Annotated in this window: 18 protein-coding genes and 1 pseudogene; 9 read left to right on the top strand and 10 right to left on the bottom strand. The window is 62.8% G+C overall.

The window, feature by feature from the left end; all coding sequences use genetic code 11:
* Positions 1 to 359: 359 nt before the first annotated feature.
* The 4 genes from ASG57_RS17325 to fdhD all read left to right on the top strand — a co-directional run bounded on the left by ASG57_RS17325 (position 360) and on the right by fdhD (position 3,514).
* Complete coding sequence (locus ASG57_RS17325; RefSeq protein WP_024338396.1) at positions 360 to 1,412, top strand: catalase family peroxidase; 1,053 nt, start codon at positions 360 to 362, stop codon at positions 1,410 to 1,412.
* Entirely contained in the window at positions 1,409 to 1,972 is a 564-nt protein-coding gene (locus ASG57_RS17320) for a cytochrome b (RefSeq protein WP_024338395.1), read from the top strand. Before ASG57_RS17325 ends, ASG57_RS17320 begins: the two co-directional genes overlap by 4 nt.
* 55 nt (positions 1,973 to 2,027) lie before the next feature.
* Positions 2,028 to 2,528 carry a Dps family protein gene (locus ASG57_RS17315; protein WP_024338394.1) on the top strand — a complete coding sequence of 167 codons (501 nt, stop codon included), beginning with the start codon at positions 2,028 to 2,030 and terminating at the stop codon, positions 2,526 to 2,528.
* Positions 2,529 to 2,686: 158 nt separating this feature from the next.
* A complete protein-coding gene (fdhD, locus tag ASG57_RS17310; protein WP_024338393.1) occupies positions 2,687 to 3,514 on the top strand; it encodes a formate dehydrogenase accessory sulfurtransferase FdhD in 828 nt (275 codons plus the stop codon).
* Between the two features lie 348 nt (positions 3,515 to 3,862).
* On the opposite strand, the gene ASG57_RS17305 is transcribed toward fdhD, so the two are convergent.
* Entirely contained in the window at positions 3,863 to 5,110 is a 1,248-nt protein-coding gene (locus ASG57_RS17305; RefSeq protein ID WP_024338392.1) for an oxalate decarboxylase family bicupin, read from the bottom strand.
* 253 nt (positions 5,111 to 5,363) lie between these two features.
* On the opposite strand from ASG57_RS17305, the gene ASG57_RS17300 reads away from it, so the two are divergent.
* Positions 5,364 to 7,670, top strand: a complete 2,307-nt coding sequence (locus tag ASG57_RS17300) for an FdhF/YdeP family oxidoreductase (protein ID WP_024338391.1) — start codon at positions 5,364 to 5,366, stop codon at positions 7,668 to 7,670.
* Positions 7,671 to 7,688: 18 nt separating this feature from the next.
* On the opposite strand, the gene ASG57_RS17295 is transcribed toward ASG57_RS17300, so the two are convergent.
* The 5 genes from ASG57_RS17295 to ASG57_RS17275 all read right to left on the bottom strand — a co-directional run bounded on the left by ASG57_RS17295 (position 7,689) and on the right by ASG57_RS17275 (position 15,094).
* Positions 7,689 to 9,158 (bottom strand): sensor histidine kinase, encoded by a 1,470-nt coding sequence (locus ASG57_RS17295; protein WP_024338390.1) that lies wholly within the window; start codon positions 9,156 to 9,158, stop codon positions 7,689 to 7,691.
* A 509-nt stretch (positions 9,159 to 9,667) separates the two neighbouring features.
* A complete protein-coding gene (locus tag ASG57_RS17290; RefSeq protein ID WP_024338389.1) occupies positions 9,668 to 12,811 on the bottom strand; it encodes an efflux RND transporter permease subunit in 3,144 nt (1,047 codons plus the stop codon).
* A complete protein-coding gene (locus tag ASG57_RS17285; protein ID WP_024338388.1) occupies positions 12,808 to 13,983 on the bottom strand; it encodes an efflux RND transporter periplasmic adaptor subunit in 1,176 nt (391 codons plus the stop codon). The genes ASG57_RS17290 and ASG57_RS17285 overlap by 4 nt, the downstream gene beginning before the upstream one ends.
* Before the next feature lie 20 nt (positions 13,984 to 14,003).
* Positions 14,004 to 14,483 carry a hypothetical protein gene (locus ASG57_RS37860; protein WP_155248340.1) on the bottom strand — a complete coding sequence of 160 codons (480 nt, stop codon included), beginning with the start codon at positions 14,481 to 14,483 and terminating at the stop codon, positions 14,004 to 14,006.
* Between the two features lie 269 nt (positions 14,484 to 14,752).
* Positions 14,753 to 15,094: a hypothetical protein gene (locus ASG57_RS17275; protein WP_024338386.1), complete on the bottom strand. Its 342-nt coding sequence runs from the start codon at positions 15,092 to 15,094 to the stop codon at positions 14,753 to 14,755.
* A 183-nt stretch (positions 15,095 to 15,277) separates the two neighbouring features.
* On the opposite strand from ASG57_RS17275, the gene ASG57_RS17270 reads away from it, so the two are divergent.
* Positions 15,278 to 16,063, top strand: a complete 786-nt coding sequence (locus ASG57_RS17270) for an alpha/beta hydrolase (protein ID WP_057196866.1) — start codon at positions 15,278 to 15,280, stop codon at positions 16,061 to 16,063.
* A 1,017-nt stretch (positions 16,064 to 17,080) separates the two neighbouring features.
* Here ASG57_RS17270 and ASG57_RS17265 read toward each other — a convergent pair.
* The 4 genes from ASG57_RS17265 to ASG57_RS17250 all read right to left on the bottom strand — a co-directional run bounded on the left by ASG57_RS17265 (position 17,081) and on the right by ASG57_RS17250 (position 21,414).
* Positions 17,081 to 18,094: a helix-turn-helix domain-containing protein gene (locus ASG57_RS17265; RefSeq protein WP_057196865.1), complete on the bottom strand. Its 1,014-nt coding sequence runs from the start codon at positions 18,092 to 18,094 to the stop codon at positions 17,081 to 17,083.
* A 259-nt stretch (positions 18,095 to 18,353) separates the two neighbouring features.
* Complete coding sequence (locus ASG57_RS17260; protein WP_024338383.1) at positions 18,354 to 18,734, bottom strand: response regulator transcription factor; 381 nt, start codon at positions 18,732 to 18,734, stop codon at positions 18,354 to 18,356.
* A gap of 101 nt (positions 18,735 to 18,835) precedes the next feature.
* On the bottom strand, positions 18,836 to 19,507 hold the full coding sequence (locus ASG57_RS17255; RefSeq protein ID WP_024338382.1) for a response regulator transcription factor: 672 nt from the start codon (positions 19,505 to 19,507) through the stop codon (positions 18,836 to 18,838).
* The gene (locus ASG57_RS17250) at positions 19,504 to 21,414 is read right to left on the bottom strand and encodes an ATP-binding protein (RefSeq protein WP_024338381.1); all 1,911 of its coding nucleotides are present in this window, start codon (positions 21,412 to 21,414) and stop codon (positions 19,504 to 19,506) included. Before ASG57_RS17250 ends, ASG57_RS17255 begins: the two co-directional genes overlap by 4 nt.
* Before the next feature lie 438 nt (positions 21,415 to 21,852).
* On the opposite strand from ASG57_RS17250, the gene ASG57_RS17245 reads away from it, so the two are divergent.
* The 3 genes and pseudogenes from ASG57_RS17245 to ASG57_RS17230 all read left to right on the top strand — a co-directional run.
* Positions 21,853 to 22,629 (top strand): helix-turn-helix domain-containing protein, encoded by a 777-nt coding sequence (locus ASG57_RS17245; RefSeq protein WP_024338380.1) that lies wholly within the window; start codon positions 21,853 to 21,855, stop codon positions 22,627 to 22,629.
* Positions 22,626 to 22,844, top strand: coding sequence for a hypothetical protein (locus ASG57_RS17240; protein ID WP_024338379.1), 219 nt, complete (start codon positions 22,626 to 22,628; stop codon positions 22,842 to 22,844). The genes ASG57_RS17245 and ASG57_RS17240 overlap by 4 nt, the downstream gene beginning before the upstream one ends.
* 305 nt (positions 22,845 to 23,149) lie before the next feature.
* A pseudogene (locus ASG57_RS17230) lies at positions 23,150 to 23,349 on the top strand (IS3 family transposase); the annotation flags it as partial.

Here is a 23,349-nt window from a genome sequence, read left to right as displayed (position 1 = left end):
GATCCCCACTCGCATTCCGTCTCCGCGAGGATGGCCTCGCCGCTGACGCGACCCGTCGTCTGGCGGTCGTTACCCATGCGCGAAGAGGATGTGACTTAGGGCGAGGTGCGAGGGCGGTCTTTCGCGCATTACGTACAATTTTCATATAGCACGGAGAATTTTCAGAGCGCCCGAACCGCGGCGCAAGTAAGTCGTGTCCAGCCGCACGGAAGGCATGAACGAGGCGTGCCTTTGCGAAATTGGCGTTGAGTCTAAGAAGATCGGAGCCGCGCCGGCCGGCTAGGAAACCTTCTCGTTATCCGACAATGCGACCGTTTCGCTCCGCTCGCCGGGCGGCTTGTGGCTCGGAAGGAGACTGAATGAATCTACCAGGCAAACTACCGTGGTCGAGCCTCGGATCGCTCATCTTGATTGCGGCGGTCGTGGGCGGTGGCGCAGCTGCGTTCGCCTACACCGCAGGATGGCTCTCGCCGGGGCGTTTGACGCCCGAACGGATGATCGAGGCGCTGACGCCATCCGGCATTACACCACTCGGACACCGGCGAAACCACGCCAAGGGAATTTGCTTCACCGGCACGTTCGAGGCCAACGGAAACGGCGTAGAACTCTCCCGAGCCAAAGTCTTCCTGCAGGGGAGATATCCGGCTCTCGGCCGCTTCAATCTCGGTACCCCCAATCCGAACGCGGTAGACGCGACCGTGCGCGTGCGCGGTCTCGGACTTCAGATCGCGGCAGATGGCGAGGTCTGGCGGATGGCGATGATCAACCCACCGTTCTTCGCGGTCTCGACCCCCCAAGCCTTTCACGACCTGCTGATCGCGTCCGGCAAGAAGGATCCGGACGCGATGAAGGCGTTCATTCAGGCAAATCCAGAGTTCGGTCGTTTCTCGGCCTGGGCCAAGGCGGCGCCGTGGACCGCCAGCTATGCGGAGGAGTCTTATCATGGTCTCAACAGCTTCATTTTCACGAATGCCAAGGGCGGCAATCACGCGGTGCGATGGTCGCTGCTGCCCGCGGCACAACCTGTCCCGATCTCGCAAGCCGATCTCGAGAAGCGTGCTCCCGATTATCTCGAGCAGGAGATCGCGGAGCGGGTCCGGACAGCCGGTCCGCTGCGATGGACCATGGTCACGACCGTCGCGGATCCCGGTGATCCGACCGCAGACCCCAGCAAAGCCTGGCCGGAGACCCGTCGCAAGATTGAAGTCGGAACGCTGATCGTGCAGCGGATCGAACCGGAGCGCGATGGACCGTGCCGCGACATCAACTTCGATCCCACCGTCCTGCCCGAGGGAATCCGAGTGTCCGACGATCCGTTCCCGGCCGCGCGCTCATCGGTCTATCGCAGGTCCTATGACTTGCGCGCCGCGGAAGCCAAGGACTATCCGCGTACCGGAGCCGCAAAGCCGTGATCAAAGCTTCTCATCGCTTCACGCTGGTCCAGCGGCTCCTGCACTGGCTGATGGCGGCCTGCATCCTTGCCATGCTCTTCATTGGTGCCGGCATGGTCTCGACAGTCGCACCAGAGTATCTTCCGCTGATTCTCATCCACAAGACGCTCGGCGTCACCTTGCTGGGCCTCGTTCTGATCAGGCTGGCACTTCGGCTGTATTACGGCGTCCCTTCATTGCCGGACGATCTTCCGAGAGCCGTGAAGCTCGGAGCAAGATCGTCGCACCTACTGCTGTATGGCTTCATGATCGTCATGCCGCTGCTCGGCCTCGGCATGCTCTGGACAGCGTCCTATCCGGTCGTTCTCTACGGCGGCATTCAAATTCCAGCATTGTTGCCGCAGAGCGACCATGCGCACACGCTGTTTTGGAACGCCCATGTTTATCTGGGCTTTGCGTTCTTTGCTCTCGTGCTGCTGCATCTGGCAGCGGGGTTATTCCACGCATGGGTTCGGCGCGACGGCGTTTTCGGCACGATGTCGCTGGCGCGCGTACGAGACAGAACTACGGACGGCGAATGACCCTCGGACCTCACCGCGGCGAGAATTCTCCAATCTCCAAGCAAGGATAACGATGATGACCAAAGTCGAACTCCAGACACCGACCGATCTCGGTGCCAATGTGAACCGGGACGTGCCAGCCGCGTTGAGAGCGCTGCTCGCCGACGTATTCGCCCTTTATTTGAAGACCAGGAACTTCCATTGGCACGTATCCGGCCGCCACTTTCGCGACTACCATCTGCTGTTCGACGAGCAGGCCGAGCAGATCTTCTCGATGACCGACGATATCGCCGAACGCGCCCGCAAGATCGGCGGCACCACCCTGCGCTCGATCGGCCACATTGCCCGCGAGCAGCGAATTCTGGACAACGACGCCGACTATGTCGACCCGCAGGACATGCTCGCTGAGCTGCGCAGCGACAACCAGCAGCTGACGCGGGAGATGCGCCGAATTCACGATCTCTGCGATGAATACGGCGACGTCGCCACAGCAAGCCTCCTGGAGAACTGGATCGACGAGACCGAGCGACGAATCTGGTTCCTGTACGAGACCGGCCGTACCGGTCCGACTTCGTAAGCTCAAGATGTGCCGACCGGCATGGTCGTCGTCGAGCTGATCACGGGGTCAGCGCGCTGTTCGCTCCGCAGCGGCGCGGGTTCGCTGCGGGCATCGCATTCAGCTTCGCGCTCGATAGCCGTGAATCCCGTTACGTCCAGCCGGCGACGGTATAGGCCATGATGACGGCTTCGACGTTCACCCGGCATCAGGAGATCGCCTGGCGCGGCGGTCAGATACGGTCGACTTCGCGCCTGGTCGCTGAAGAGACCGCGCTTGCGCTTACCTATAACGGATCGACCCATGCGGTAATGATGGGCACCCCGGGCGATCTCGAGGATTTCGGTATCGGCTTCAGCCTCACCGAAGGCATCGTCGAACGCGCGAGCGAGATCAAAAGCATCGAGATTCTCCCGAACGAGCTGGGTGTCGAGGTTCGGATGTGGCTCGATGGCGACCGCGCCGCGTCCTTGGCGACGCGTCGCCGCGCCATCAGCGGGCCCGTCGGATGCGGGCTGTGCGGCATCGAGAGCCTCGAACAGGCATGCCGCCCGCCATCGCAGGTCGCGAGCCGAAACATCGTCTTTCATGCGCGGGACTTGCTTGGCGCCATGCAGGCGCTGTCCCCGCTCCAAGTCCTGAACCAGCAGACGCGGTCTGTCCACGCGGCGGCGTTCTGGCATCCGCGCACCGGCATCGGTCTGGTGCGCGAGGATGTCGGCCGGCACAATGCGCTCGACAAGCTGATCGGTGCGATGGCACGCGAGGGACGCCCCGCTGTCGACGGCGCCGTGCTGCTGACCAGCCGCGTATCGGTCGAGATGGTGCAGAAGGCCGCGAGGATCGGCGCACCGGTCGTCGTGGCCGTATCCGCTCCAACCGCACTCGCCATCCGGACCGCGGAGGAGGCGGGCATCACTCTGCTTGCGATCGCCCGCGACGACGGATACGGCGTTTTCACGCATGCACGCCGCGTTCTGCTGCCCGACGAGGCCGCAGCGCGCTGAGGCCTGATCTCGCGGGAAATTGGCGCCGTGATGCAAGCCAGATCCCTGGTCGTTGCCGGCTAGGAGCGGGCCGGCGTCGATGATCCCGAGCGATCACTGCTTGTCGGGTCTCTCCTGACCGTGTCGGGTGATGTCCTGGAGAAAGGCCCTCATCGTCTTTCCGCTGGGGCTGCTCTACTTCGCTATCGGCTTCCGCGTCTTCAAGAGCAAGTTCCTTTGGGAACGACCTCGTACTGGCCGCAAGTAGCGACCAGGCGGAATGCCGCCCGTTGTGGTGGCTTTCCGCTGGATAGCAGCCATGCTCAATCAAGCAATAAAGAAAGGGCGCCGGCTTCGGCGCCGTTCCCGTCAGGTCTTCGGCATGACGCCTGGACTGTTGTCCGGCCACTGCGCGATCAACTTCTCGTCGATGTTGAGGTGTTGGGCGACCAGCCTCGGCGGGGTGTGCGCCAGCCAGTTGGAGAGCGATACCTCCTCGTAGCGCGGAGCCCGGAAGACACCGATGAACTGCACATCGGTATCGCCGACGTTCTCGACGTAGTGTCCGAGATTGCGCGGGATATAGCCGATGTCCCCCGCGGAAAAATCCGTCGTGCGTATGTTGGGCCCCGTATCGAACACCGTCATTCGCGCCTTGCCCTTGATGTAGTATTGCCACTCGTCTGCGTTCGGGTGCCAATGCATCTCGCGGACGGCGCCCGGCGGCATCGTCACCAGCGCTGCCGCAACCGTGGTTGCCACCTTGAAGTTGCTGCTGTCGGCGACTCGGATGCTTCCCGCAGCACTCTCCTTGAGCGGTGCGGAACTAGCCAGCGGATAGACGAAGGGATAAGGCGGCGCCTCGGCATGTTCGGCGATGAAGGCACGATCTGTGGCGAGATCGCCGGGAAGCGTGCCTTGGAAGATCCAGAGATTGTGCAACGGAATCTTGGCAAAGGTTTCGGCCGGCACGCCGAAGTTCTTGCTCAGCACCTCCGGCGGAGTATGGGCGAACCAATCTGTCACCAGCAGTGTGTTGAACTCGTTGGCGTGGCCGTCGTCGAAGCAGATCACGAACTCGCAGCCGTCGGGACCAAGTCCTTGCAGGGAATGGGGCGCGCCCGACGGGAAGTACCAGAGGTCGCCGGCCTTGAGATCGGCCACATAAGGGCGGCCCTGGACGTCGAGCACGGTGATGCGACAGCCACCGTAGGTCATGATCGCCCATTCGGCCGCCTGATGCCAATGCAGTTCGCGGATGCCGCCGGCGGACAGTCGCATGTTGACACCGGAGATCTCCTTCGAGAGCGCGAAGTCGGCAACAGTGACCTGGCGGGCCCAGCCGCCGTTCTGGATGCGCCTGGGCGCGTTGTTGAAGGAAGCCCAATTCATCGGCAGGCCGCCGACATCCGTCGCCGGCGGCGTCTGCGCGGAGGGAAATTGCTTCCCCAGAGCCGGATTCTGTGGCCCGTGATCGCTCAGGCTGCTGGCATTCTTGGCATTTATCGCCCCCTGCGGCGGCTCATCCGGGTTACCGAAGGTCGCGCCTTGCGCACCGGAGCCGACCATTGCGGCGCCCGCCGCTGACATAGCCAGCAATTCTCGTCGTGAAAACATGTTGGTCGCTCCTCAACGCATTGTCGAGCCTCCAGCGAGACTCCAGCGTTGAAGCCTAGTTTCGTCCTGTCCGTCCAGCTTCCGCGAACGACGCTCTTTTTTCCGGAATGCACTATCGACGTCCGCAAGGCCTGCGCGCTCGCAGCGGGACTGAAGGTGTGCAATTGCGAAATTCGAGGGCCGATTTGAAAAGACGCTACAGCTGCTGCGATCCTTAACTTCGATGGGATCACCATATTCAGAGATATCTTCGATGAAAAGAAAATCGGTTCGTCCCTATCGTGAGCCTGCCGGAGGCTGGGGAGCGCTGAAGGCACTCAGTGAGGCCCTGCTGGTGCAGCGCGTGCCGATTAAGGGCGCAGTGACGCTGAGCCGCATGAACCAGCCGCAGGGGTTCGATTGTCCCGGCTGCGCGTGGCCTGATCCGAAGCATACCTCGTCATTCGAATTTTGCGAGAACGGCGGCAAGGCAATCGCTTGGGAAGCAACGTCCAAACGATGCACGCGCGAATTCTTCGCTGCACATACCGTCTCGGAGTTGGCAACCTGGAGCGACTATGATCTCGAAATGGTCGGGCGGCTCACGCATCCGATGGCCTATGATGCCGCATCCGACCGCTATCTTCCGGTGGAGTGGAGCGATGCCTTCGACATGATCGGCCGTGAGCTGAGGGCGTTGCCGGATCCGAACATGGCGGAGTTCTACACGTCCGGACGGACCTCGAACGAGGCAGCATTCCTCTATCAGCTCTTCGTCCGTGAATATGGTACCAACAATTTTCCCGACTGTTCGAACATGTGCCATGAGGCGACCAGCGTCGGCCTGCCGCAATCGCTCGGCGTCGGCAAGGGTACGGTGCTGCTGGAGGATTTCGACAAGGCCGACTGCATCTTCATCTTCGGCCAGAACCCGGGCACCAACAGCCCGCGGATGATGACGAGCCTGCGCAATGCGTCGCGCCGCGGGGCGTCGATCATCTCCTTCAACCCGTTTCGCGAACGGGCGCTCGAGCGCTTCCAGGCGCCGCAGAGTGCCGTCGAGATGATCACGCTGACGTCGACGAAGATCAGCTCGAAGCTTTTCCAAGTGCGTGTTGGCGGCGACGTCGCGGTCCTCAAGGGTATCATGAAGATCTTGGTCGAGCTGGATGACGCGGCCCGCGCCGCCGAGCAGCCGGAGATCCTGGACTGGAATTTCATCAAGGGGCACACCACGGGGATCGAAGCGCTGATTGACGACCTCAAGCGAACGCAATGGCCAGACATCGAACGTCAGTCCGGCCTGACGCGCGAGGACATGGCGTGCGCGGCCGAAGCCTATAGGAAGTCGGAGCGCGCCATTCTCGTTTATGGCATGGGGATCACCCAGCATCAGCGAGGCGTGGACAACGTGCAGCAGATCGCCAACCTTGCGCTCCTGCGCGGCAATGTGGGACGCGAGGGTGCCGGCGTTTGCCCGGTTCGCGGCCATTCCAACGTGCAGGGCGATCGCACCGTGGGCATCACGGAGGTCCCCAAGCCGGATTTTCTCGAGCGGCTCGAACACCACTTCGGCTTCAAGCCGCCGTCAGAGCCGGGACACAATGTCGTGACGGCTTTGGAAGCCATGATCCGCGGCGAGGTGAAGGTCTTCTTCGCCATGGGCGGCAATTTCGCCGCTGCCATTCCCGACCGGCGTGCAACGCAGGCGGCTCTGCGCAAGCTCGATCTGACAGTCCACGTCTCCACCAAGCTGAACCGAAGCCATCTGATCCATGGTCGCGCCGCCCTGATCCTGCCCTGTCTCGGCCGCACCGAAATCGATGTCCAGGCGACGGGACCTCAATCCATCACGGTGGAAGATTCCATGTCGATGGTCCACGCTTCGGGTGGCCGCAACACGCCGGCGTCAGAGCATCTGCTCAGCGAAGTGGCGATCGTTGCCGGCGTCGCCAAGGCCACCCTCGGCGACCGCACGGTAGTTGAATGGGATGGGTTTGTTGACGATTACGATCGCATCCGCGATGCCATCGAGGCGGTCTTCCCCATCTTCCAGGACTACAATGCGCGGATCCGCGTACCCGGCGGCTTCCATCTGACCTCGACGGCGCGGGAACGAATCTGGGCCACCTCGTCGGGCAAGGCCAATTTCCTGGTATTCGAGGGATGTGGCGAGGATCCAAAGCAATGCGATCCCGATTTCCTATGGCTCAGCACGATCCGCAGTCATGACCAGTACAATACCACGCTCTACTCGATGTCGGATCGCTATCGCGGCGTCTTCGGACAGCGCGATGTGGTGTTCCTCAGCGAATACGAGATGAAAAAGCGCGGCTTTGCCGAGGGCGACCGCGTGGACCTCATCACGGAATCCACCGATGGAGTCGAGCGGGTCGTGCGTAACTTCCGCGTGGTCGGTCATTCGTTTCCGGCCGGCTGCTGTGCAGCCTATTATCCGGAGGCCAATCCGCTGGTGCCGCTCTATGCCCGCGATCCCATGAGCTTCACGCCGTCGTTCAAGGGTGTTCCGATCCGCTTGGTGCGCTCGAGCGACGTCGCGACTGCAACAGAGAGGCTTTGAATCCGCGTCCTCCCCGGATCAGGTCGAGCCCACCGGCTCGGAGATCGGCAGCGTAAACCAGAAACGTGCGCCTCCCTGAGCGCCCTTACCTTCGGCATGGATCCGGCCGCCATGCGCTTCGACAATGGAGCGGCAGATCGGCAGGCCCATGCCCATGCCGCTATCCTTGGTCGTGAAGAAGCTTTCGAACAGCCGACCGACATGTTCGGGGTCGATGCCCGGACCGTTGTCTTCCATCGAGCAGCATAGGGTTTTCGTATCCAGGGAAATGGTGGTGATGACGATCCTGCGGTTTTCGGTGCCGGCCTGGGTCATGGCCTGCACGGCGTTGATTGCCAGATTAACGATCACCTGCTGGAGCTGGGTGCGGTCGCCAAGCACCAGCGGCGCTGCCGGATCGGGGCGGTGCTGGACCGCGACGTCGCGAGACTCCATTTCATGTCGCAGGAACAACAGGGCTTCCCGGACGACATCGTCGAACGAGAGGAAGATCCGCTCCGGAGTCTTGCGTGCCGCCATGCCGTGAACGCGCGCCACGACGCTCGCGGCGCGTCTGGCATCCGTGGCCGTGTTCTCGATCACCTTGCGTAGCTCGGCCAAGTCGGGATTGGGTCTGTCGAGCCATCGCAGGCCGGCTGCGGCATTGGTCGTGATGGCCGACAACGGCTGGTTGACCTCATGGGCTATCGAGGCGGTGAGCTCGCCGAGCACCGAGATTCGCGCGGCATGCGCGAACTCCGCCTGCACCTGTCGGAGCCTCTCCTCAGCGCGGACACGCTGCGAGATATCGATCGTGCCGACGAGGCTCAGCTCGAGATCATCTATAGGACCGACCCGCGCCGTCGTAAATAGGACGTCGAGGATGCGGTTGTCCCACGTGACCATCCGGGTCTCTTCCTCGAAGTGGGTCTCTCCGCGAAAGCGGGATTCCATGGCGCGTCGGAATGTGTCCGGGCGCTCCTTCCAGGTGTCGACCATGGACCGTCCGATATACTGATCGGAGCTTCTTCCGAACATCTGAATGGCCCGTTCGTTGGCTTCCTGGAACGAGAGCGCCTCCATGCATGTTTTGAGAAAGTCGGGGTGGCTGTCGAAATAGGCACCGAGATCCTCGACGCCCTCGGCCCTCAGCTTTCGGAACAGTGCAACCAACCGGCTGGCGTCGAGTTGCCGGAATGCGATCGGCATACGGCTGAACAGCTGGCGATAGCGCTGCTCGCTCCGCTCCAGTTCGGCGATCGCCCTATTCCGGGCGGCGATGTCCATGGCTGCTGCGACGAGCGTCAGCGATGCAGCCAGGAAAGCTGCGACTGCGATCACCGTGAAATCATACTCAAGCAAGAAGCAGGCGAGCGACAACAGGGCCAAGGCGACACTGCCCCAGGCCCACAGGAGAACGCGATTCTGCTTGGTCTCGGTCGGCAGCACGTCGCGCCACCATCGCCGGAGCTGTACGCGATGGGAGCCATTCGGGCGTTCAGACGTCATAACGAACGTCTACTGAGGTGCGGAAGAGCCGTCTTTTGCGTTTCCGCAGGCGGTTTGTCAAAACGCATGACGCTACGCGCCGACATGGGTCGCAGCCACTCTCCGGTCGTGGGCCGAAGCTGTTGCTGCCACGGGGCGCATCACGCCAAATCGCCGCTTGAATGCGGCACATCGATGACGCGCGCCGGTGGGTGCCACCGCCGATCTTGCGGTCGCCCGGCCCCCCGGGCCTCGACCTCCAACGGGACGCTCTTGGTCGCCACCTCAGCGAACCACTCCACTGTGTACACACTTCGGCGCCAGGCATTGTCACCAGATGACAGACGTTGACCGTGATCCAGACGTTGCCATGGCCGGCAGAAGCGGCTGGATTGTCGCTCCTGCTCCCATCTCCATGTGCATGAACATGGTTGGCGTGTAGAGCGCCGGATGCCGGGCACCAAGTGAGCGATGGTCGTCTCCGGCGTGACGGTCACCAGTGCTTTGGTCGACATGCCGTCTCGGACGCCTCAAACGGATTCGCGGGTCAATCCCTTAGCTCCGCCGGCGGGGGAAGTGCCGGGTGCTTCACTTGCAACAGACTTGGGTCCGGTGAGCCAGCTGCCGAGCTTGTCCAGATAGAGATAGACCACGGGCGTCGTGTAGAGTGTCAGGATCTGCGAGAGCATCAGGCCGCCGACGATGGTGTAGCCGAGCGGCTGGCGTAATTCCGCGCCGGTACCGGTGCCGAGCATCAGCGGCACGCCGCCAAGCAGCGCCGCCATCGTCGTCATTAGGATCGGGCGAAAGCGAAGAGTGCAGGCCTGGTAGATCGCCTCCTCGGGGCTCAGCCGCTGCCGGCGTTCCACCTCGAGAGCGAAGTCGACCAGCATGATGCCGTTCTTCTTGACAATGCCGATCAGGAGAATGATCCCGATGATGGCGATGACGCTGAGATCCATGTGGACCGCGAGCAGCAGCAGCAATGCGCCGATGCCGGCGGACGGCAGTGTCGAGAGAATTGTGATCGGATGGATGAGGCTCTCATAGAGCACGCCAAGAATGATGTAGATCACAATCAGTGCCGCCCCGATCAACAGCGGCGTGCCCGACAGGGACGACTGGAAGGCCTGCGCATTGCCCTGGAACGAGGTCGAGAGCGAAGCCGGCTTGCCGGTCTCCTTCTCGATCTTCTGGACCGCCGCCACGGCATCGCCAAGTGCAGCGCCGGGCCGCAGGTTGAACGAGATCGTGACTGAGGGAAACAGGCTCTGATGGTTGATCAGGATCGGGGCGGGCTCGATGACGCTGTGAACCAGCGTGCTCAGGGGGACCTGCTGGCCGCTGGCCGAGTTGAGGTAAATGTCCTTGAGCGCCTCAGGCCCATACTGGAACTTCGGATCGACCTCCATCACGACGTGATACTGGTTCAACGAGGTGAACATGGTGGAGACGATGCGCTGGCCAAAGGCGTCGTCGAGGACATTGTCGATCGTCGTCGGCAGGATGCCGAAGCTGGAAGCAATCTCGCGATTGACGGTGACCTGCAGTCTCGGGCCGGCATTGGCCTGGTCGCTCGCGACGTCGGTAATGATGTCGAGCGCGCGGAGCTTCTTCAGGAAGATCGCCGACCAGTGGCTGAGCTCGTTGGAATCGGCGTCCCTCAGCGTGTACTGGTATTGCGTCTTCGACAGGCGCGCGCCGATGGTGATGTCCTGAGCCGCCTGCATGTAGAGCGTGATGCCCTGGATGTGGGCGAGCCGTGGTCTCAGCCGGTTGATGATCTGGTCGGCGTTCGCCTTGCGTTCGGGCTTCGGCTTCAGGACGATGAAGATGCGTCCTTGATTGAGCGTCGCCGTCGGGCCGCCGGGGCCGATGTAGCTGGCTACCGATTGGATGGCCGGGTCCTTTGTGAGGACGCCGACGATCGCCTGCTGACGCTCGGACATGGCCGGGAATGAGATATCCTGGGCGGCCTCGGTGATGCCGACGATCTGTCCGGTGTCCTGCTGCGGAAAGAACCCTTTCGGGATGATGACGTAGAGAAAGCCGGTCAGCGCAATCGTCGAGAGCATCACGAGCAGCGTCAGGAAGCGATGGCGTAGCACGATGCGCAGGCCGCGCGTATAGAGTGCAAGCAGGGCGTCGAAGCCGCGTTCGAAAAGGAGGTAAAGTCGGCCGTGCTTCTTGCGCGAACTGTCCTTTAGGAGGCGCGCGCACATCATCGGCGTGAGCGTGAGCGAGATGATCAGCGATAGCAACAGCGAGGCGGTGATCGTGATGGCGAATTCTTGGAACAGCTTGCCGACATAGCCGCCCATCAGGAATAGCGGGATAAACACCGCGATGAGTGAGAAGGTGATCGAGGCGATCGTGAAGCCGATCTCGCTGGAGCCCTTGAGGGCCGCGTCCATCGGCGTCATGCCCTGCTCGAGATGACGAACGATGTTCTCGATCACTACCACGGCGTCATCGACAACGAATCCGACCGCAATCGACAGCGCCATCAGCGACAGATTGTCGAGGCTATAACCGAGGACGTAGAGGACTGCGAACGTTCCGATCAGCGCCAGGGGAACCGTGATAGCCGGGATGACGGTGGCCCAGAAATTCCGAAGGAAGAGGAATATGACCATCACCACCAAGGCGACGGTGAGCATCAGCGTGAACTGCACGTCCGAGACTGCGGCGCGGATCGTGGCGGTGCGGTCGGCTGCGATCGTCACTTTGATCGCAGGCGGAACGGAGGCTTGCAGTTGCGGCAGCAGCGCCTTGACGCGGTCGACGGTTTCGATGACGTTGGCGCCGGGAACGCGCTGGACGGCCAGAATGATGGCGGGGTCCTTGCCATACCAGCCTGCCAGGAGATCGTTTTCGGGCGCTTCGATAGCCGTGCCAACGTCGCGCAGCCGCACCGGAGATCCGTTGCGATAGGCGATGATGAGATCCTCATAGGTCGAAGGCTTCAGCAGCTGATCGTTGGTGTTGAGCGTGTAAGTCACGCGCGGGCTGTTGAGCGTACCCTTAGGCAGATCGACATTGGCGCCGGCGATGACGTTGCGGACATCTTCGAGGCCGATGCCGCGGGCGGCAAGGGCCTGTGGATTGACCCGGATGCGGATCGCGGGCTTCTGCTGGCCACCAATTCCCACGAGACCCACGCCCGGGACCTGCGAGATCTTGGGCAGCAGGATGTTCTCGGCATAGGCGTCCACCGTGGTCAGCGGCAGCGAGTCCGAGGTCAGCGCGATCAGCATGATCGGCGTTTCCGCGGGATTTACTTTCCGAATCGTAGGGGGGTAGGGGATGTTCGGCGGGAGGAAGGGACTGGCGGCGTTGATCGCGGCGAGCACGTCGACGGCGGCGCTGTCCACCGTGCGCGACAGTTCGAACTGCACCGTCAACTGCGCTACGCCGAGCGCGCTGGACGAGGTGAGCTGGGTGATGCCTGGGATCTGGCTGAGCTGCTGTTCGAGCGGCGTGGCCAGCGATGACGCGATGGTTCCCGGGTCTGCGCCGGGCAATTGCGCGGAGATCTGGATGGTGGGGTAATTGACGTTGGGGAGCGCGCCGACCGGCAGCAAGGGATAGGCCGCAAGCCCGAGCAACAGCAGGCCCGCCATCAGCAGGGCTGTTGCAATCGGCCGCAGGATGAACGGCGCAGAGATATTCATGGGATGGCATCCTGCACGGCGCTTTGCAGGTCGGCCTCTCGCGCGGCCTTGCCGTGCAGCTCGTGGACGTGACTTCCTTCCGTGAGCCGGTATTGACCGTCGACCACAACGACGTCACCTGATTCTAGTCCCTGATCGATCAGTGCTTGGCCATCGCTGATCTGCGCAACGTGGACCGGACGCAAGGTCACGGTCTGGTCGGCAGACACGACATAGACATAGCTGCCGTGAGGACCCTGCTGGACCGCCGAGCCGGCCACTGTCAACGCATCTTTCCGCATCTCCAGCAGCAGACGCGCGTTGACGAGCTGCCCCGGCCACAACCGGTGCTCGTGGTTGGGAAATTCCGCCTTGAGCTGGACGGTGCCCGTCGTTCCCGCGATCTCGTTGTTGACCAGCAGCAGCCTGCCTTCGTCCAGCTTCATCTTGTTGTCCTGGCTGTAGGCGATGACCTTCAGCGTTCCCTTGGCGGCGTGCTCCTGAATCGAAGGCAGGTCCGTCTGCGGCAAGGTGAAGAGCAGCGAGATCGGCTCGATCTGAGCGACGACGACGAGGCCATTGGGATCGGTCGGATGAATCACGTTGCCGACGTCAATCTGGCGGACGCCGGTGATGCCGGGGATGGCCGAGGTCAGGCGCGTGTAGCTGAGCTGGACGTTGGCCTGATCGATCTGCGCCTGGTCGGCTTTCACCGCCGCCTTGAGCTGGGCAACCTGCGCCGTCTGGGTATCAATCAATTGCGGCGTCGCATAGCCCTTGTCGCCAAGCTGATTGTAGCGGGAGAGATTGGCCTCGGCATTCGCGAGCTGCGCCTGGTCCCTATCGCGATTTGCGGTCAGCTGCTCGATCTGGGCCTTATAGGGGCGAGGGTCAATCTGGGCGAGCAAGTCGCCGGCCTTCACGGCTTGCCCCTCAGTGAAAGCGATCTTGACGATTTGGCCCTGGATCTGGCTGCGCACGACGTCGGTGTTGTACGCGATAACCGTGCCGATGCCGCGCAAGTAGATCGGCACGTCCTTTCCTCTGACCGTGGTGGCGACCACGGGCACGGCAGCGGGCACCGGCACAGGCGCGGCTGCGACGACCGGCTTGCGGTCCGCGAAGAACCATAAGCCTGCTCCGGCTCCGATTGCGGCGAGAACGATGAGCGCGACGGTGAAAGAGCGTTTCACGACAATGATCCTCGATGAGGTCAGGGATTGCCCGCGCCGCCGATCAACGGCGTGCCGTTGATCGACATCGCGCCATCGGCAGGGACGGGGTTCGGCACCGGAACGGAGGGACTGATTCCGGCACCGCCGAGCTCGGTGGCCCCCAACGGTATCCCGACGCGTCCGACGGTCATTGGCGAGGACGAAAGCGGCGGAGCCGCCGCGCTGCCAGCGCATGCGCTCGATGAGTTGCCGGACAGTCCGCCGCCATCGAACAATGCGCCAGGCGAGGCGGAGTTTGCCGATGTCGGACAGTTCGACATGCCTTGCGCAGGATTGAGCGGCGAGGTGCCGGGCGTTGCAATCTCGGTCGATCCCAGCGGGATGCCTACGGGCCGGGTGGATTGCGGATTGAGCGGCGATGTCGCGAGCATGCCGGGAGAAGGTTGTATTCCGGGCACCATCGTTTGAGCGACGGCCGCAGTAGAGATCAGCCAAAGCATGCCGGCTGCAAGCGTCATGCCCGGATGCATCGAGGTGCGCCGGTGTGAATTCGAACTTATCGTGACGATATGGGTTGGTGAATGCTGATTCCGCATGGACGATCGCTCCGGCCTGAATGCCGTCGAACATTAGAAAGCCGTGGTAGGTCCGGTATTTCTAGAACGCACGTCCCGCTCCCGGCCTGCACGAAGACGACGAGAGTTTGCTTGCGTCCTCTGTCATACGACTAGGCGCCCACTGCATTGGCATCAGCACGCGCTGGCGTCGGTCGTGACTTCTACTTCTGTTATCTCAGAATGGACCGCGCGCGTGCCAGTTCCCGGCGGCACGCGCGCATGTCACCGACGTGATCGGCGGCGCGAGCGCGATCAAGCGAATCCAACGCAGCCGTGAAATCGAAGCCGTCGCCGCTCTCTGCTTCGGCAAGGGAGCGGGGCGTTGGCTGATGGCCGCGCAATGCGCTGAGGCTCTCCGGCTGCCAGCCGTAGGAGCCGGCGTCCTTTTCGATGACCCGATCCAGCTGCACCTGGGTGCGAGCGATCTCGTTCGCGCAGGTACCCGCGACGGCTGGCGACGCCGCGCACAGCAGAATGAGGAGTGCAGGCTGGCGTTTTGCGGTGGATGTCATTGATGCGGTCCTGTGCATGCTGGATGCGCAATTAGCTAGGTCGTCTTCTCCGGAATCGCGAGAAAGCATTGGACCAAACGGCATGTCCGGGCGTGCGAAGTGGCAAGGAAAGTTAATTGCGGAAATACCGCGGGGGCGGTCTCGGCGTACTTTCGCGCCATTCCAACACGGAGGGATCCCGGAATGAAACCTCGTCGCGCCAGCCTCGCCTTCGCCGTCACCCTTTCGCTGTTCGCGACCGTCGACACGGCGCGTGCGGAGCCGCTAAAGAACATCGTCCTGGTGCACGGCGCCTGGGTGGACGCGTCCGGCTGGAAGCCGGTTTACGAGATCCTCACCAAGGAAGGTTTCCATGTCACCATGGTCCAGGAGCCGGAAACGTCGTTTGCCGATGACGTCAAGGCGACGAAGCGGATTCTCGACCTTCAAAACGGCCCGACGCTTCTCGTCGGCCACAGCTATGGCGGCTCGATCATCACCGAAGCGGGTGTTCATCCGAGCGTCGTCGGCCTCGTCTACGTCGCCGCGCACGCCCCCGACGTCGGCGAGGACGAATCTGCGCTGGGCAAGAAGACGCCGAGCGTGCTCGGAAAGACCGAGGGTGTCATCAAGATCACGCCCGACGAGTTCACCTATCTCGATCCCGTGCAATTCCCGAAGCTGTTCGCGCCCGATCTGCCGCGTGATCGCGCCGAGTTCGTCGCACGTTCGCAGGTCCCGGCCGCCGCACAGGTGTTCAGCACGCCGCTGACGGCGGCGGCATGGAAGACCACGCCGAGCTGGGGCATCGTTGCCGGCAGCGACCAGATCATCAATCCCGATCTCGAGCGCTGGTACTATGACCGCGCCAAGAGCCACACCACGGTGATCCCGGGCGCCAGCCACTCGGTCTACGAATCGCATCCGAAGGAAGTGGCGGCCGTGATCACCCGCGCTGCGCGCAGCATCGATCAGCAGGCCGCGCGCTGACCACGACGCGTTTTGCCGGTCCTGACGCACGGCCGGCGAAGGGAGGGACGGCGGGAGAGACAGCACTCCCGCCGGCCTGACTGCCTCATTTGAAATTTCCATGAATCCGACCGGAACGACCGGCCCCAGGCCGCGAAGAAGCTGGACCTTGGTTATTCGGGGGTTCGCAACTGCGCGGCCAAATCATACGCACCTTGCAGGCGCTGGATGCTGCAGTCGCGCTCGACGAGGCGATTCCGAATAGCGTCATGTCGCCGGCTAGAGTGTCGGCGAGGTCGCGGCCCGGCTGGATATCGTGGCGCGCCGGGCGGAAGCCATGGATGCGTCCACCCGCGTCGGCGACGGCTGGTCTTCGTGCCCTGACTTTTCGCGCAGTCGCTGCGGGCACCGCGGCCGCAATGGAGATGCATCGGCCAAGGATCTGCCTGTCGAGGTTGCCTCCGCACGCGACGGCTCGCCGAAGCGTTGGCCGAGTTTCGCGATATCCTGCGATCGGCATCCGCGGCATTCCCGCCGGGCGGCGGCGCGCGTGTGCTGAGTGGCATCGACGGCGCTCCCATCGTCTCCGCCGAGACAGGTCTCGACAAGCTCGCTGCGCAGATCTCACAAACCGCGCAATGGGAGAGCTGGCTGCAGGCCTGTCTGGCGGCCCGCGCCACGGCGTTTCTGGGGCGTGGGCCAGGACACGCGTTGAGCGCGATGGTCAGGGGCATCCGGCCCGATCCGCCGGCGCATGCGCTGGATGATTTCAGGAGTGTTGTGGGTGTACGCATCTGGCTGCGCGTTGGCTCACCGATGAGAAATGCCCTTCAATTGCCTCCAGCCTCGAATAGGCGCGTGGGCTGCCAAAAAAGAGGGGCCGTCCTCCTTGTGCGAGAGGACGGCCCTAATGCTCGTAGGCCTGGGAGGAGAGGCGCGAGCCGTGACTTGGGCTCTCAGTCACTAACATCTCCAGCGTCGCCGATCGGGCGGGAGAAGTATTTCACGAAACAAGGTTTGTTTCTCATTTCGCATCATTCACGAAAGCGCATACGGCAGAAGGTGAGGTACGGCCTTGCGCCCCGAAGCTGGATCGTCGCCAGCCGGCGCGGATGAGGCCTGGGCGTTCCGGCTCGAGCACCGCCAGCGTGCCGGAGTGTTGCCCGTAATGCGCTTGAAGACGGTGGAGAAGTGCGCCTGCGTGCAGAAGCCGACCGCCAGCGCCACCTGGGCCAGGGAGGTCTCGGAGTTCAGCAGCAGGGATTTCGCCTGCTCGACGCGCTGATGCAGCAGATATTCACGCGGTCGGTACCCGGTCGCGGCCCGAAACTGCGCGGCGAAGTGCATCCGCGATAGTCCGGCGACTCCAGCCAGGTCCGACAGGCTGATGCATTGGTCGAAATGCGTCCTGACATAGTCCTCGATGCGGCGCAGACGCCATTTCGGCAGAGCGTTGACCTTCGTGCGCGGCGCTTCGCGCCGGGCCACATGCATTGCCAAAGTCTGGGCGATGCAACGCGCGAAGTCGCGGTCGACCGGATGGCCGTGTTCGGTCAGCGCCTTTGCGAGTTGCGCGGCGAACGGGTCGCGCAGTAGAACCATGTCGTTCAACTCCTCGGGAGTGACCGGGTGCTCTCCCGTCGGCGATAACGGCAGACATTTTGCCGGAACGTGGAAGTGCAGAAAATCGCATGACGCATGGAAATGTGCGCAAAGCGACTTTGACGGTGCGCCGACATAGAGCGTGCCCGCGGGCATGATGCCGTCGAATATGGTTTGAGCGCCTCTGGTCAGCTTGAGACGGGTCGTCTTCAGAGCGATGGCGAAGAAGTACCGGTCTGTTGGCGTCGTTGCTTCCTCCCGCCCCACCGCCGCCTGCGTGGAGGTCCACCGCGAGATCATGATGTCGTCACGCCCATTGCCGGTGGGCTGCTCAGGCTGGCGCCATCTTCGCTCGTTGGGAACTGCGCGTTGCCCCTGGGGCAAAACCTGTTCGCGAGGGCTGGGTTGATACGTCAGCCGGGCGCCCGCCGCTTGCACATCGGTGAACATCGTTCGTCCCGTCCTTGATCCAACTTGCGGCGTCACCGCAGCTGAACCTTGTTGGTCCATGCTCGAACGATACGTCTGGACGGGTCACAAGGCTCGTTAGAGTTGCTTAAACCGTGTTAAATTTTGCGAATGCAGCGGTGGGGCCGGAGATCGCATGGCCGTTGATTGGAGCAGAAAGATCAATGGCCTAAGTGTCATGGGGTTTGCATGGCCTCGATTCAGGATCAGTAATGCGGCGGCGAGTTCATGAACGGGGAAACTATTGTGGTCCGGCGCCTGCCAGCGCCTCTTCGAGGCAGCGGATGATTTCGTCGCCGCTCGAGGGCTTGCCGATGTAGCAGTGCGCGCCCGCCGCCATCACGCGCTGGCGCACCGTCTCGCTCGGAAATGCCGTCATGAAGATGATCGGGAAACGGCGGCCGGAGGCAACCAGCTTAGCCTGCATCTCGTCGCCCGTCATGACCGGCATCTGGACGTCGGCGATCATGCATTCCGGATCGTTTCCCGGTGGTTGTCGCAGGAAATCGACCCCGGACTCATAGGCGTGCGCCTCATAGCCGAGCGAACGCACCAGGCTTGCGAGGGACGTGCGAACGCCTTCGTCGTCGTCCACGATCGCAATCACTGGGGTCTTGGCCATTTGGCACACATCCTGGCCGCGGTGTTCCGCAAGGAGGACATCTCCCGTTGCGCGGCTGATGGCCCCTTATGCACCGTTGGTCGCCCTTGTTGAAACTATACTCAGGTTTGGTCCGTAGTCCTGCGGGTCTGGGAAAGTCCGAGCGCCTCGGCCTTGCGAACGAGGTCGGCCAGCGACTTAGCGCCCATCTTGCGCATGACGTTGCCGCGATGGATCTTGACCGTGATCTCGCTGAGCCCGATCAGGCCAGCGACCTGCTTGTTCATCAACCCGGCGGTAACATGGCCCATCACTTCGCGTTCGCGTGCCGTCAAGGTCTCGTATTGAGCTCGGATATCCTCCTTCGCCGCGGCTTCGGCGCGGTGCTGCGCGTCGCGCTCGAGCGCTGTCGTCACGGCGTCGAGCATATCCTGATCGCGAAAAGGCTTGGAGAGGAAGTCGACCGCGCCGGCCTTCATCGCACGCACCGACATTGGAATGTCGCCATGGCCCGTCATGAAGACGATGGGATAATTGATGCCCTGGCGGGTCAACTGGCCCTGGAGGTCTAGCCCGCTCACGCCAGGAAGCCTGACGTCCAGCACGATGCAGCCCGGGCCGTCAGGCAGCGTGCCGCCGAGCAGTTCGGCCGGCGAGCCGAACAGGCGTGTTTCGAGGCCAACCGACCGGAATAGGCTGTCGAGCGAGGCGCGAATGCCTGCGTCGTCATCAACGATGATGACGACTGAACTGGAGGAGGTGGCCGGCGGATGCGCTTGGCTTGGTCGTGTCATGGTGAGGCGTGGTGTTTGCTGAACGGCAACGTCAGGCGGAAAGTCGCTCCCGAGCCAGGGATGCTCTCTGCCGACAACTGGCCGCCATGAGCTTCCGCCGTCGTTCGGCAGATCGCAAGCCCCATGCCCATTCCGCCGTGCTTCGTCGTAAAGAACGGATCGAACAGGCGCGGCAGGTCGTTTGGGCTGATGCCGGGGCCGCTGTCCTGCACCGTGATTGCGAGGCTCTCGCCATCGACGGTGCCGGTGCGCAACGTGACGAGGCGGGAACCGGATTGGCTGGACATGGCCTGGGCGGCATTGATCAGCAGATTGACGAGAACCTGCTGAAGCTGGATCCGATCGCCGCGGATCGGCGGCAAGCCGGGTTCCATCTCCATGGCGAGGGCGACGTCGTCTTTCGCGAACTCGCGGGCTACCAGAGCGGTTGCCTCCTCGATAATCTCGTCAATCTGCAACTCGTCCTGCTGGGGCGGTGCCTTCTTCAGGAAACTGCGGATCCGAGCCACGATCTCGCTGGCTCGCCGGCCCTGGGCGACAACGTGGCCCATTGTGGTGGCGACTTCCCTCAGGTCCGGCACGTCCCGTCGGAGCCACCGCAGGCCGGCTTCGCCGCTGGTGACGATTGCTGCCAGCGGCTGGTTCACCTCGTGGGCGATGGAGGCGCTGATCTCGCCCAAGGTGGCGACGCGCGCCGCATGCGCGAGATCGGCCTGTGCGGCGAGCAGCGCATCCTGCGCCTGTCTGCGCTCGGTGATATCGATGACGAAAGCGAGCACGTTGCGATCTCCATCCGGATCGGCCGGAAAGCTGATCGTGAACAGCACGGGAACCTTGCGGCCGTCCAGCCTGACGATCTCGGTCTCGCCTTCGTAGAAGGGCTCTCCTTCCGTGAAGGCCAGCAATGCGCCGACGAAGCTGCGGTCGTTCTCGCTGAGGAGCTTGTCCACATTCGCGATGAAGGCCGAAGCGCCGTCGGCGCCCGCCATCCTCTGCATGGCCGGATTGACGTCGATGATCCTGGCAAGCCTGCGGGCGGAGCGGACGACATCGGGATGTCGTGCCAGATGGTCGCGCAATTCGGCGCCGCCGGTGTCCAGCGCTCCCAGCGTGGCCCGTACGTCTGTCCAGTCCTCCTCCACGACGCCGATCCGGCTTGCGTTGAACATCCGGCGGTATCGCTGCTCGCTCTGCACCAGCGCGCTGTGCGCCGCCACGCGATCCGTGACATCGGTGTGCGTTTCGAGCACGCCGACCGGTTTGCCGAGATGGTCGTGCTGCAAGGCCCAGCGCGCATCGACCGTGAGTGTGGCGCCGGCCCTCGTGCGCTGCTTCACTCTGCCTTCCCAGCGTCCGGTCTCGAGCAGAACACGCTCGATGGTCTCTCGCCTATCGGGATAGGTGGTCTGCAGCAACTCGTCGGCGGACCGCCCGAGCGCATCTTCCGCCGGCCAGCCATAGGTCTGCTCCGCGGCCTTATTCCAGAAGCTGATCACGCCGGCGTGATCGCGGACGAAGATCATGTCATGCGAGAGATTGAGCAGGCGCGCCTGTGCCGCCAGGCGATTGGTCGCGGCATGATTCTGCAGCGCGAGCAGTGTGGTGATGGCGATGGCTGCGAGGCTCACCACGGCGCGAAGGGCCGGCGAGGCGATGTGGTGCAGATCGTGCGAGAGGAGATACGCCGCTATCGTCAGCATCGCGCAGCCACACGCCGCGACGAGGATGTCGTTCCGCCTGTTCGTTCTCGCTGCGAGCAGGATCGCAACAACGTAGAGAACGGCGATCGCGCCCTCGAGCGGCGTCAGCACATCGACGAGGAAGACCGCGAGGGCAAGGAAGGCTGACCAGAACCGCAGGCCCACACGGCTCGTGGACGAATGCGTGGCCCGGTCAGGAGTCGTCATCGTCGCCAGTTTCGTTCGCATCATTCCAGCGGCGTTGATGCCGCGATTTGATCGCGCCGACAACATCCCACTGCGCGATTTTCGTGCTCTCTTGGAAGACCGGCCTTATCGGCCGAGCGCCGCGCGGCCGATGAGGGGCAGCAATTCCGCAGGAAAAAGTGATTCTACGCGAATCTGCCAAGCGAAGCGCGTCAACTTACCGCACTTGTATCAAGCAGTGCGGCCAGTCGAGTCGTCATGCGGGCACTATCCCGCCGCCATCCGACCCAACGACGAGGGCGTGATCATACCTAGGTATGATGCGATCAACCCGAGAACCTACCGGTTCACCCGCCCGTAGAATGGAGCGCGGGGCCCGTCGAATTACTCTGCTGCCATGACGTTCGGACAAGCCGGTCAGGCTTCGCCGAGTCGAAATGGGGAAAAGGAGATTCGACGATGTCGCTACAGCTGTCACGGCCGCTTACCACCAAGGATCATGCGATCGGCTCGATCGATATCTCAAGCCTCGGCGGCAGAAGTCGGCCTTCGGGATATTGCGATCAGGCCGGCTGCGAGGGAACGACGCTGCCTCGGGGTCATCTCGATGTCGCCCTCGCTATCGAGGCGCCGGATGCACAGAGGTCCGAGAGCCGTCCAAGGGACTTAATCGATCCCGTGCTGCGGCAGCTTTCGGATGCGCTTGCAGCGACGGAGGCACTGCACCATCCGCATTCCGCCATCCTGGCCGACGCATTGCGCCTTGCCATTCTGACCCACCGCGCCAGCGCGCAGGCAGTGACCCAACGCAGGGAGGCCGAGCCCGATGTCGAAGAGCGAGAGGGCCGTGCGCGTCGTACCGTGCGATCGTTGCAGAAATGGCGCCTCAAGCGCGTAATGCAATATGTCGACGAAAACCTGGGCGCGAAGATCACGCTTGAGCACCTCGCAGCCGTTGCCGGGCTGAGCCGGATGCACTTTGCCGCGCAGTTCCGGGCAGCGGTCGGCATGCGGCCTCACGAATATCTGTTGAAGTGCCGGATCGAGCGCGCCCAGGAGCTGCTGAAGCAGGGGGACGTCTCCCTAGTCGACACCGCATTGACCGTAGGATTCCAGACCCAGGCACACTTCACGACTGTGTTCAAGCGGTTCGTCGGCGATACGCCCTATCAATGGCGCAGCGCCTATCTTGCGCAATTCATGCCGCTCCCGCGCGCCGGAGCCATGCTGTCATGAGCGAGATCGGCATTCAACTCCTGATGCTGCCATTGGCCGGAATCCATATGACGCCCGTGCACAACGAGGTCACGTGCTGGCTCGAAATTGCCCGTGCTCTCGGCAATTCGTACCGCTTGGCCACTTCAGGGCTGAGCTTGGGCGCGCTCTATGGCCGCCTCATCTTCACCTTCTGCAGAGCTACCCTCACGGTGTCTCGCGACTGCACGTACTGACAAGTGCTGAGCCATCGACTGGTCACGTGCGCCGGCCACGTCGGACGGGACGCCCATTTTTATAGGGCCGTCGCCGGTGTGATGCACCAACGTGAGGGGTACGGCGGGACTGATGGTCGCGATGGAGCGCTTTTCGATCTCACTTTCCTCAATGACGCAGTCGCCGTTACGGCCGTCGGCGCGGTCTCGAAGGATCGTCTCGACGAAAGCAAGCTTGGCGCTGGAGCCGAGGTAGAGCAGCCCGAAGGCCTTGCCGGTGGGCGTCTCCCAGCGTGCAGACCTAAGGCCGCAGCCTTCTTCGCTAAGGAAGCGACATGAAGTTCGTCTTCATCGCGAAGCACCGGGCGGTCTGGCCGGTGGCATGGCTATGCGAAGCACTGGGAGTGTCGCGGTCGGGCTTCCATGCTTGGCTGAACCGCTCTCCCAGCGCCAGATCCCGCAGTGACAAAGAGCTTGGCGGTAAGGTCAAGGCCAGTTTCCTGGCGAGTGACCGCACCTATGGCGC

This window comes from Bradyrhizobium sp. Leaf396, from assembly GCF_001424605.1.
Classification (GTDB): domain Bacteria; phylum Pseudomonadota; class Alphaproteobacteria; order Rhizobiales; family Xanthobacteraceae; genus Bradyrhizobium; species Bradyrhizobium japonicum_C.
The sequence above is the reverse complement of the archived record's forward strand: the minus strand, read 5'-3'. Positions and strand labels throughout refer to the sequence as shown.

What these genes read in the sequence shown, in the direction of transcription:
- ASG57_RS17325 (WP_024338396.1), top strand. Translation starts at nt 360, where the DNA reads ATGAATCTACCAGGCAAACTACCGTGGTCGAGCCTCGGATCGCTCATC.
- ASG57_RS17315 (WP_024338394.1), top strand. Translation starts at nt 2,028, where the DNA reads ATGACCAAAGTCGAACTCCAGACACCGACCGATCTCGGTGCCAATGTG.
- fdhD (WP_024338393.1), top strand. Translation starts at nt 2,687, where the DNA reads ATGATGACGGCTTCGACGTTCACCCGGCATCAGGAGATCGCCTGGCGC.
- ASG57_RS17305 (WP_024338392.1), bottom strand. Translation starts at nt 5,110, where the DNA reads ATGTTTTCACGACGAGAATTGCTGGCTATGTCAGCGGCGGGCGCCGCA.
- ASG57_RS17300 (WP_024338391.1), top strand. Translation starts at nt 5,364, where the DNA reads ATGAAAAGAAAATCGGTTCGTCCCTATCGTGAGCCTGCCGGAGGCTGG.
- ASG57_RS17295 (WP_024338390.1), bottom strand. Translation starts at nt 9,158, where the DNA reads ATGACGTCTGAACGCCCGAATGGCTCCCATCGCGTACAGCTCCGGCGA.
- ASG57_RS17290 (WP_024338389.1), bottom strand. Translation starts at nt 12,811, where the DNA reads ATGAATATCTCTGCGCCGTTCATCCTGCGGCCGATTGCAACAGCCCTG.
- ASG57_RS37860 (WP_155248340.1), bottom strand. Translation starts at nt 14,483, where the DNA reads ATGACGCTTGCAGCCGGCATGCTTTGGCTGATCTCTACTGCGGCCGTC.
- ASG57_RS17275 (WP_024338386.1), bottom strand. Translation starts at nt 15,094, where the DNA reads ATGACATCCACCGCAAAACGCCAGCCTGCACTCCTCATTCTGCTGTGC.
- ASG57_RS17270 (WP_057196866.1), top strand. Translation starts at nt 15,278, where the DNA reads ATGAAACCTCGTCGCGCCAGCCTCGCCTTCGCCGTCACCCTTTCGCTG.
- ASG57_RS17265 (WP_057196865.1), bottom strand. Translation starts at nt 18,094, where the DNA reads ATGTTCACCGATGTGCAAGCGGCGGGCGCCCGGCTGACGTATCAACCC.
- ASG57_RS17260 (WP_024338383.1), bottom strand. Translation starts at nt 18,734, where the DNA reads ATGGCCAAGACCCCAGTGATTGCGATCGTGGACGACGACGAAGGCGTT.
- ASG57_RS17255 (WP_024338382.1), bottom strand. Translation starts at nt 19,507, where the DNA reads ATGACACGACCAAGCCAAGCGCATCCGCCGGCCACCTCCTCCAGTTCA.
- ASG57_RS17250 (WP_024338381.1), bottom strand. Translation starts at nt 21,414, where the DNA reads ATGACGACTCCTGACCGGGCCACGCATTCGTCCACGAGCCGTGTGGGC.
- ASG57_RS17245 (WP_024338380.1), top strand. Translation starts at nt 21,853, where the DNA reads ATGTCGCTACAGCTGTCACGGCCGCTTACCACCAAGGATCATGCGATC.
- ASG57_RS17240 (WP_024338379.1), top strand. Translation starts at nt 22,626, where the DNA reads ATGAGCGAGATCGGCATTCAACTCCTGATGCTGCCATTGGCCGGAATC.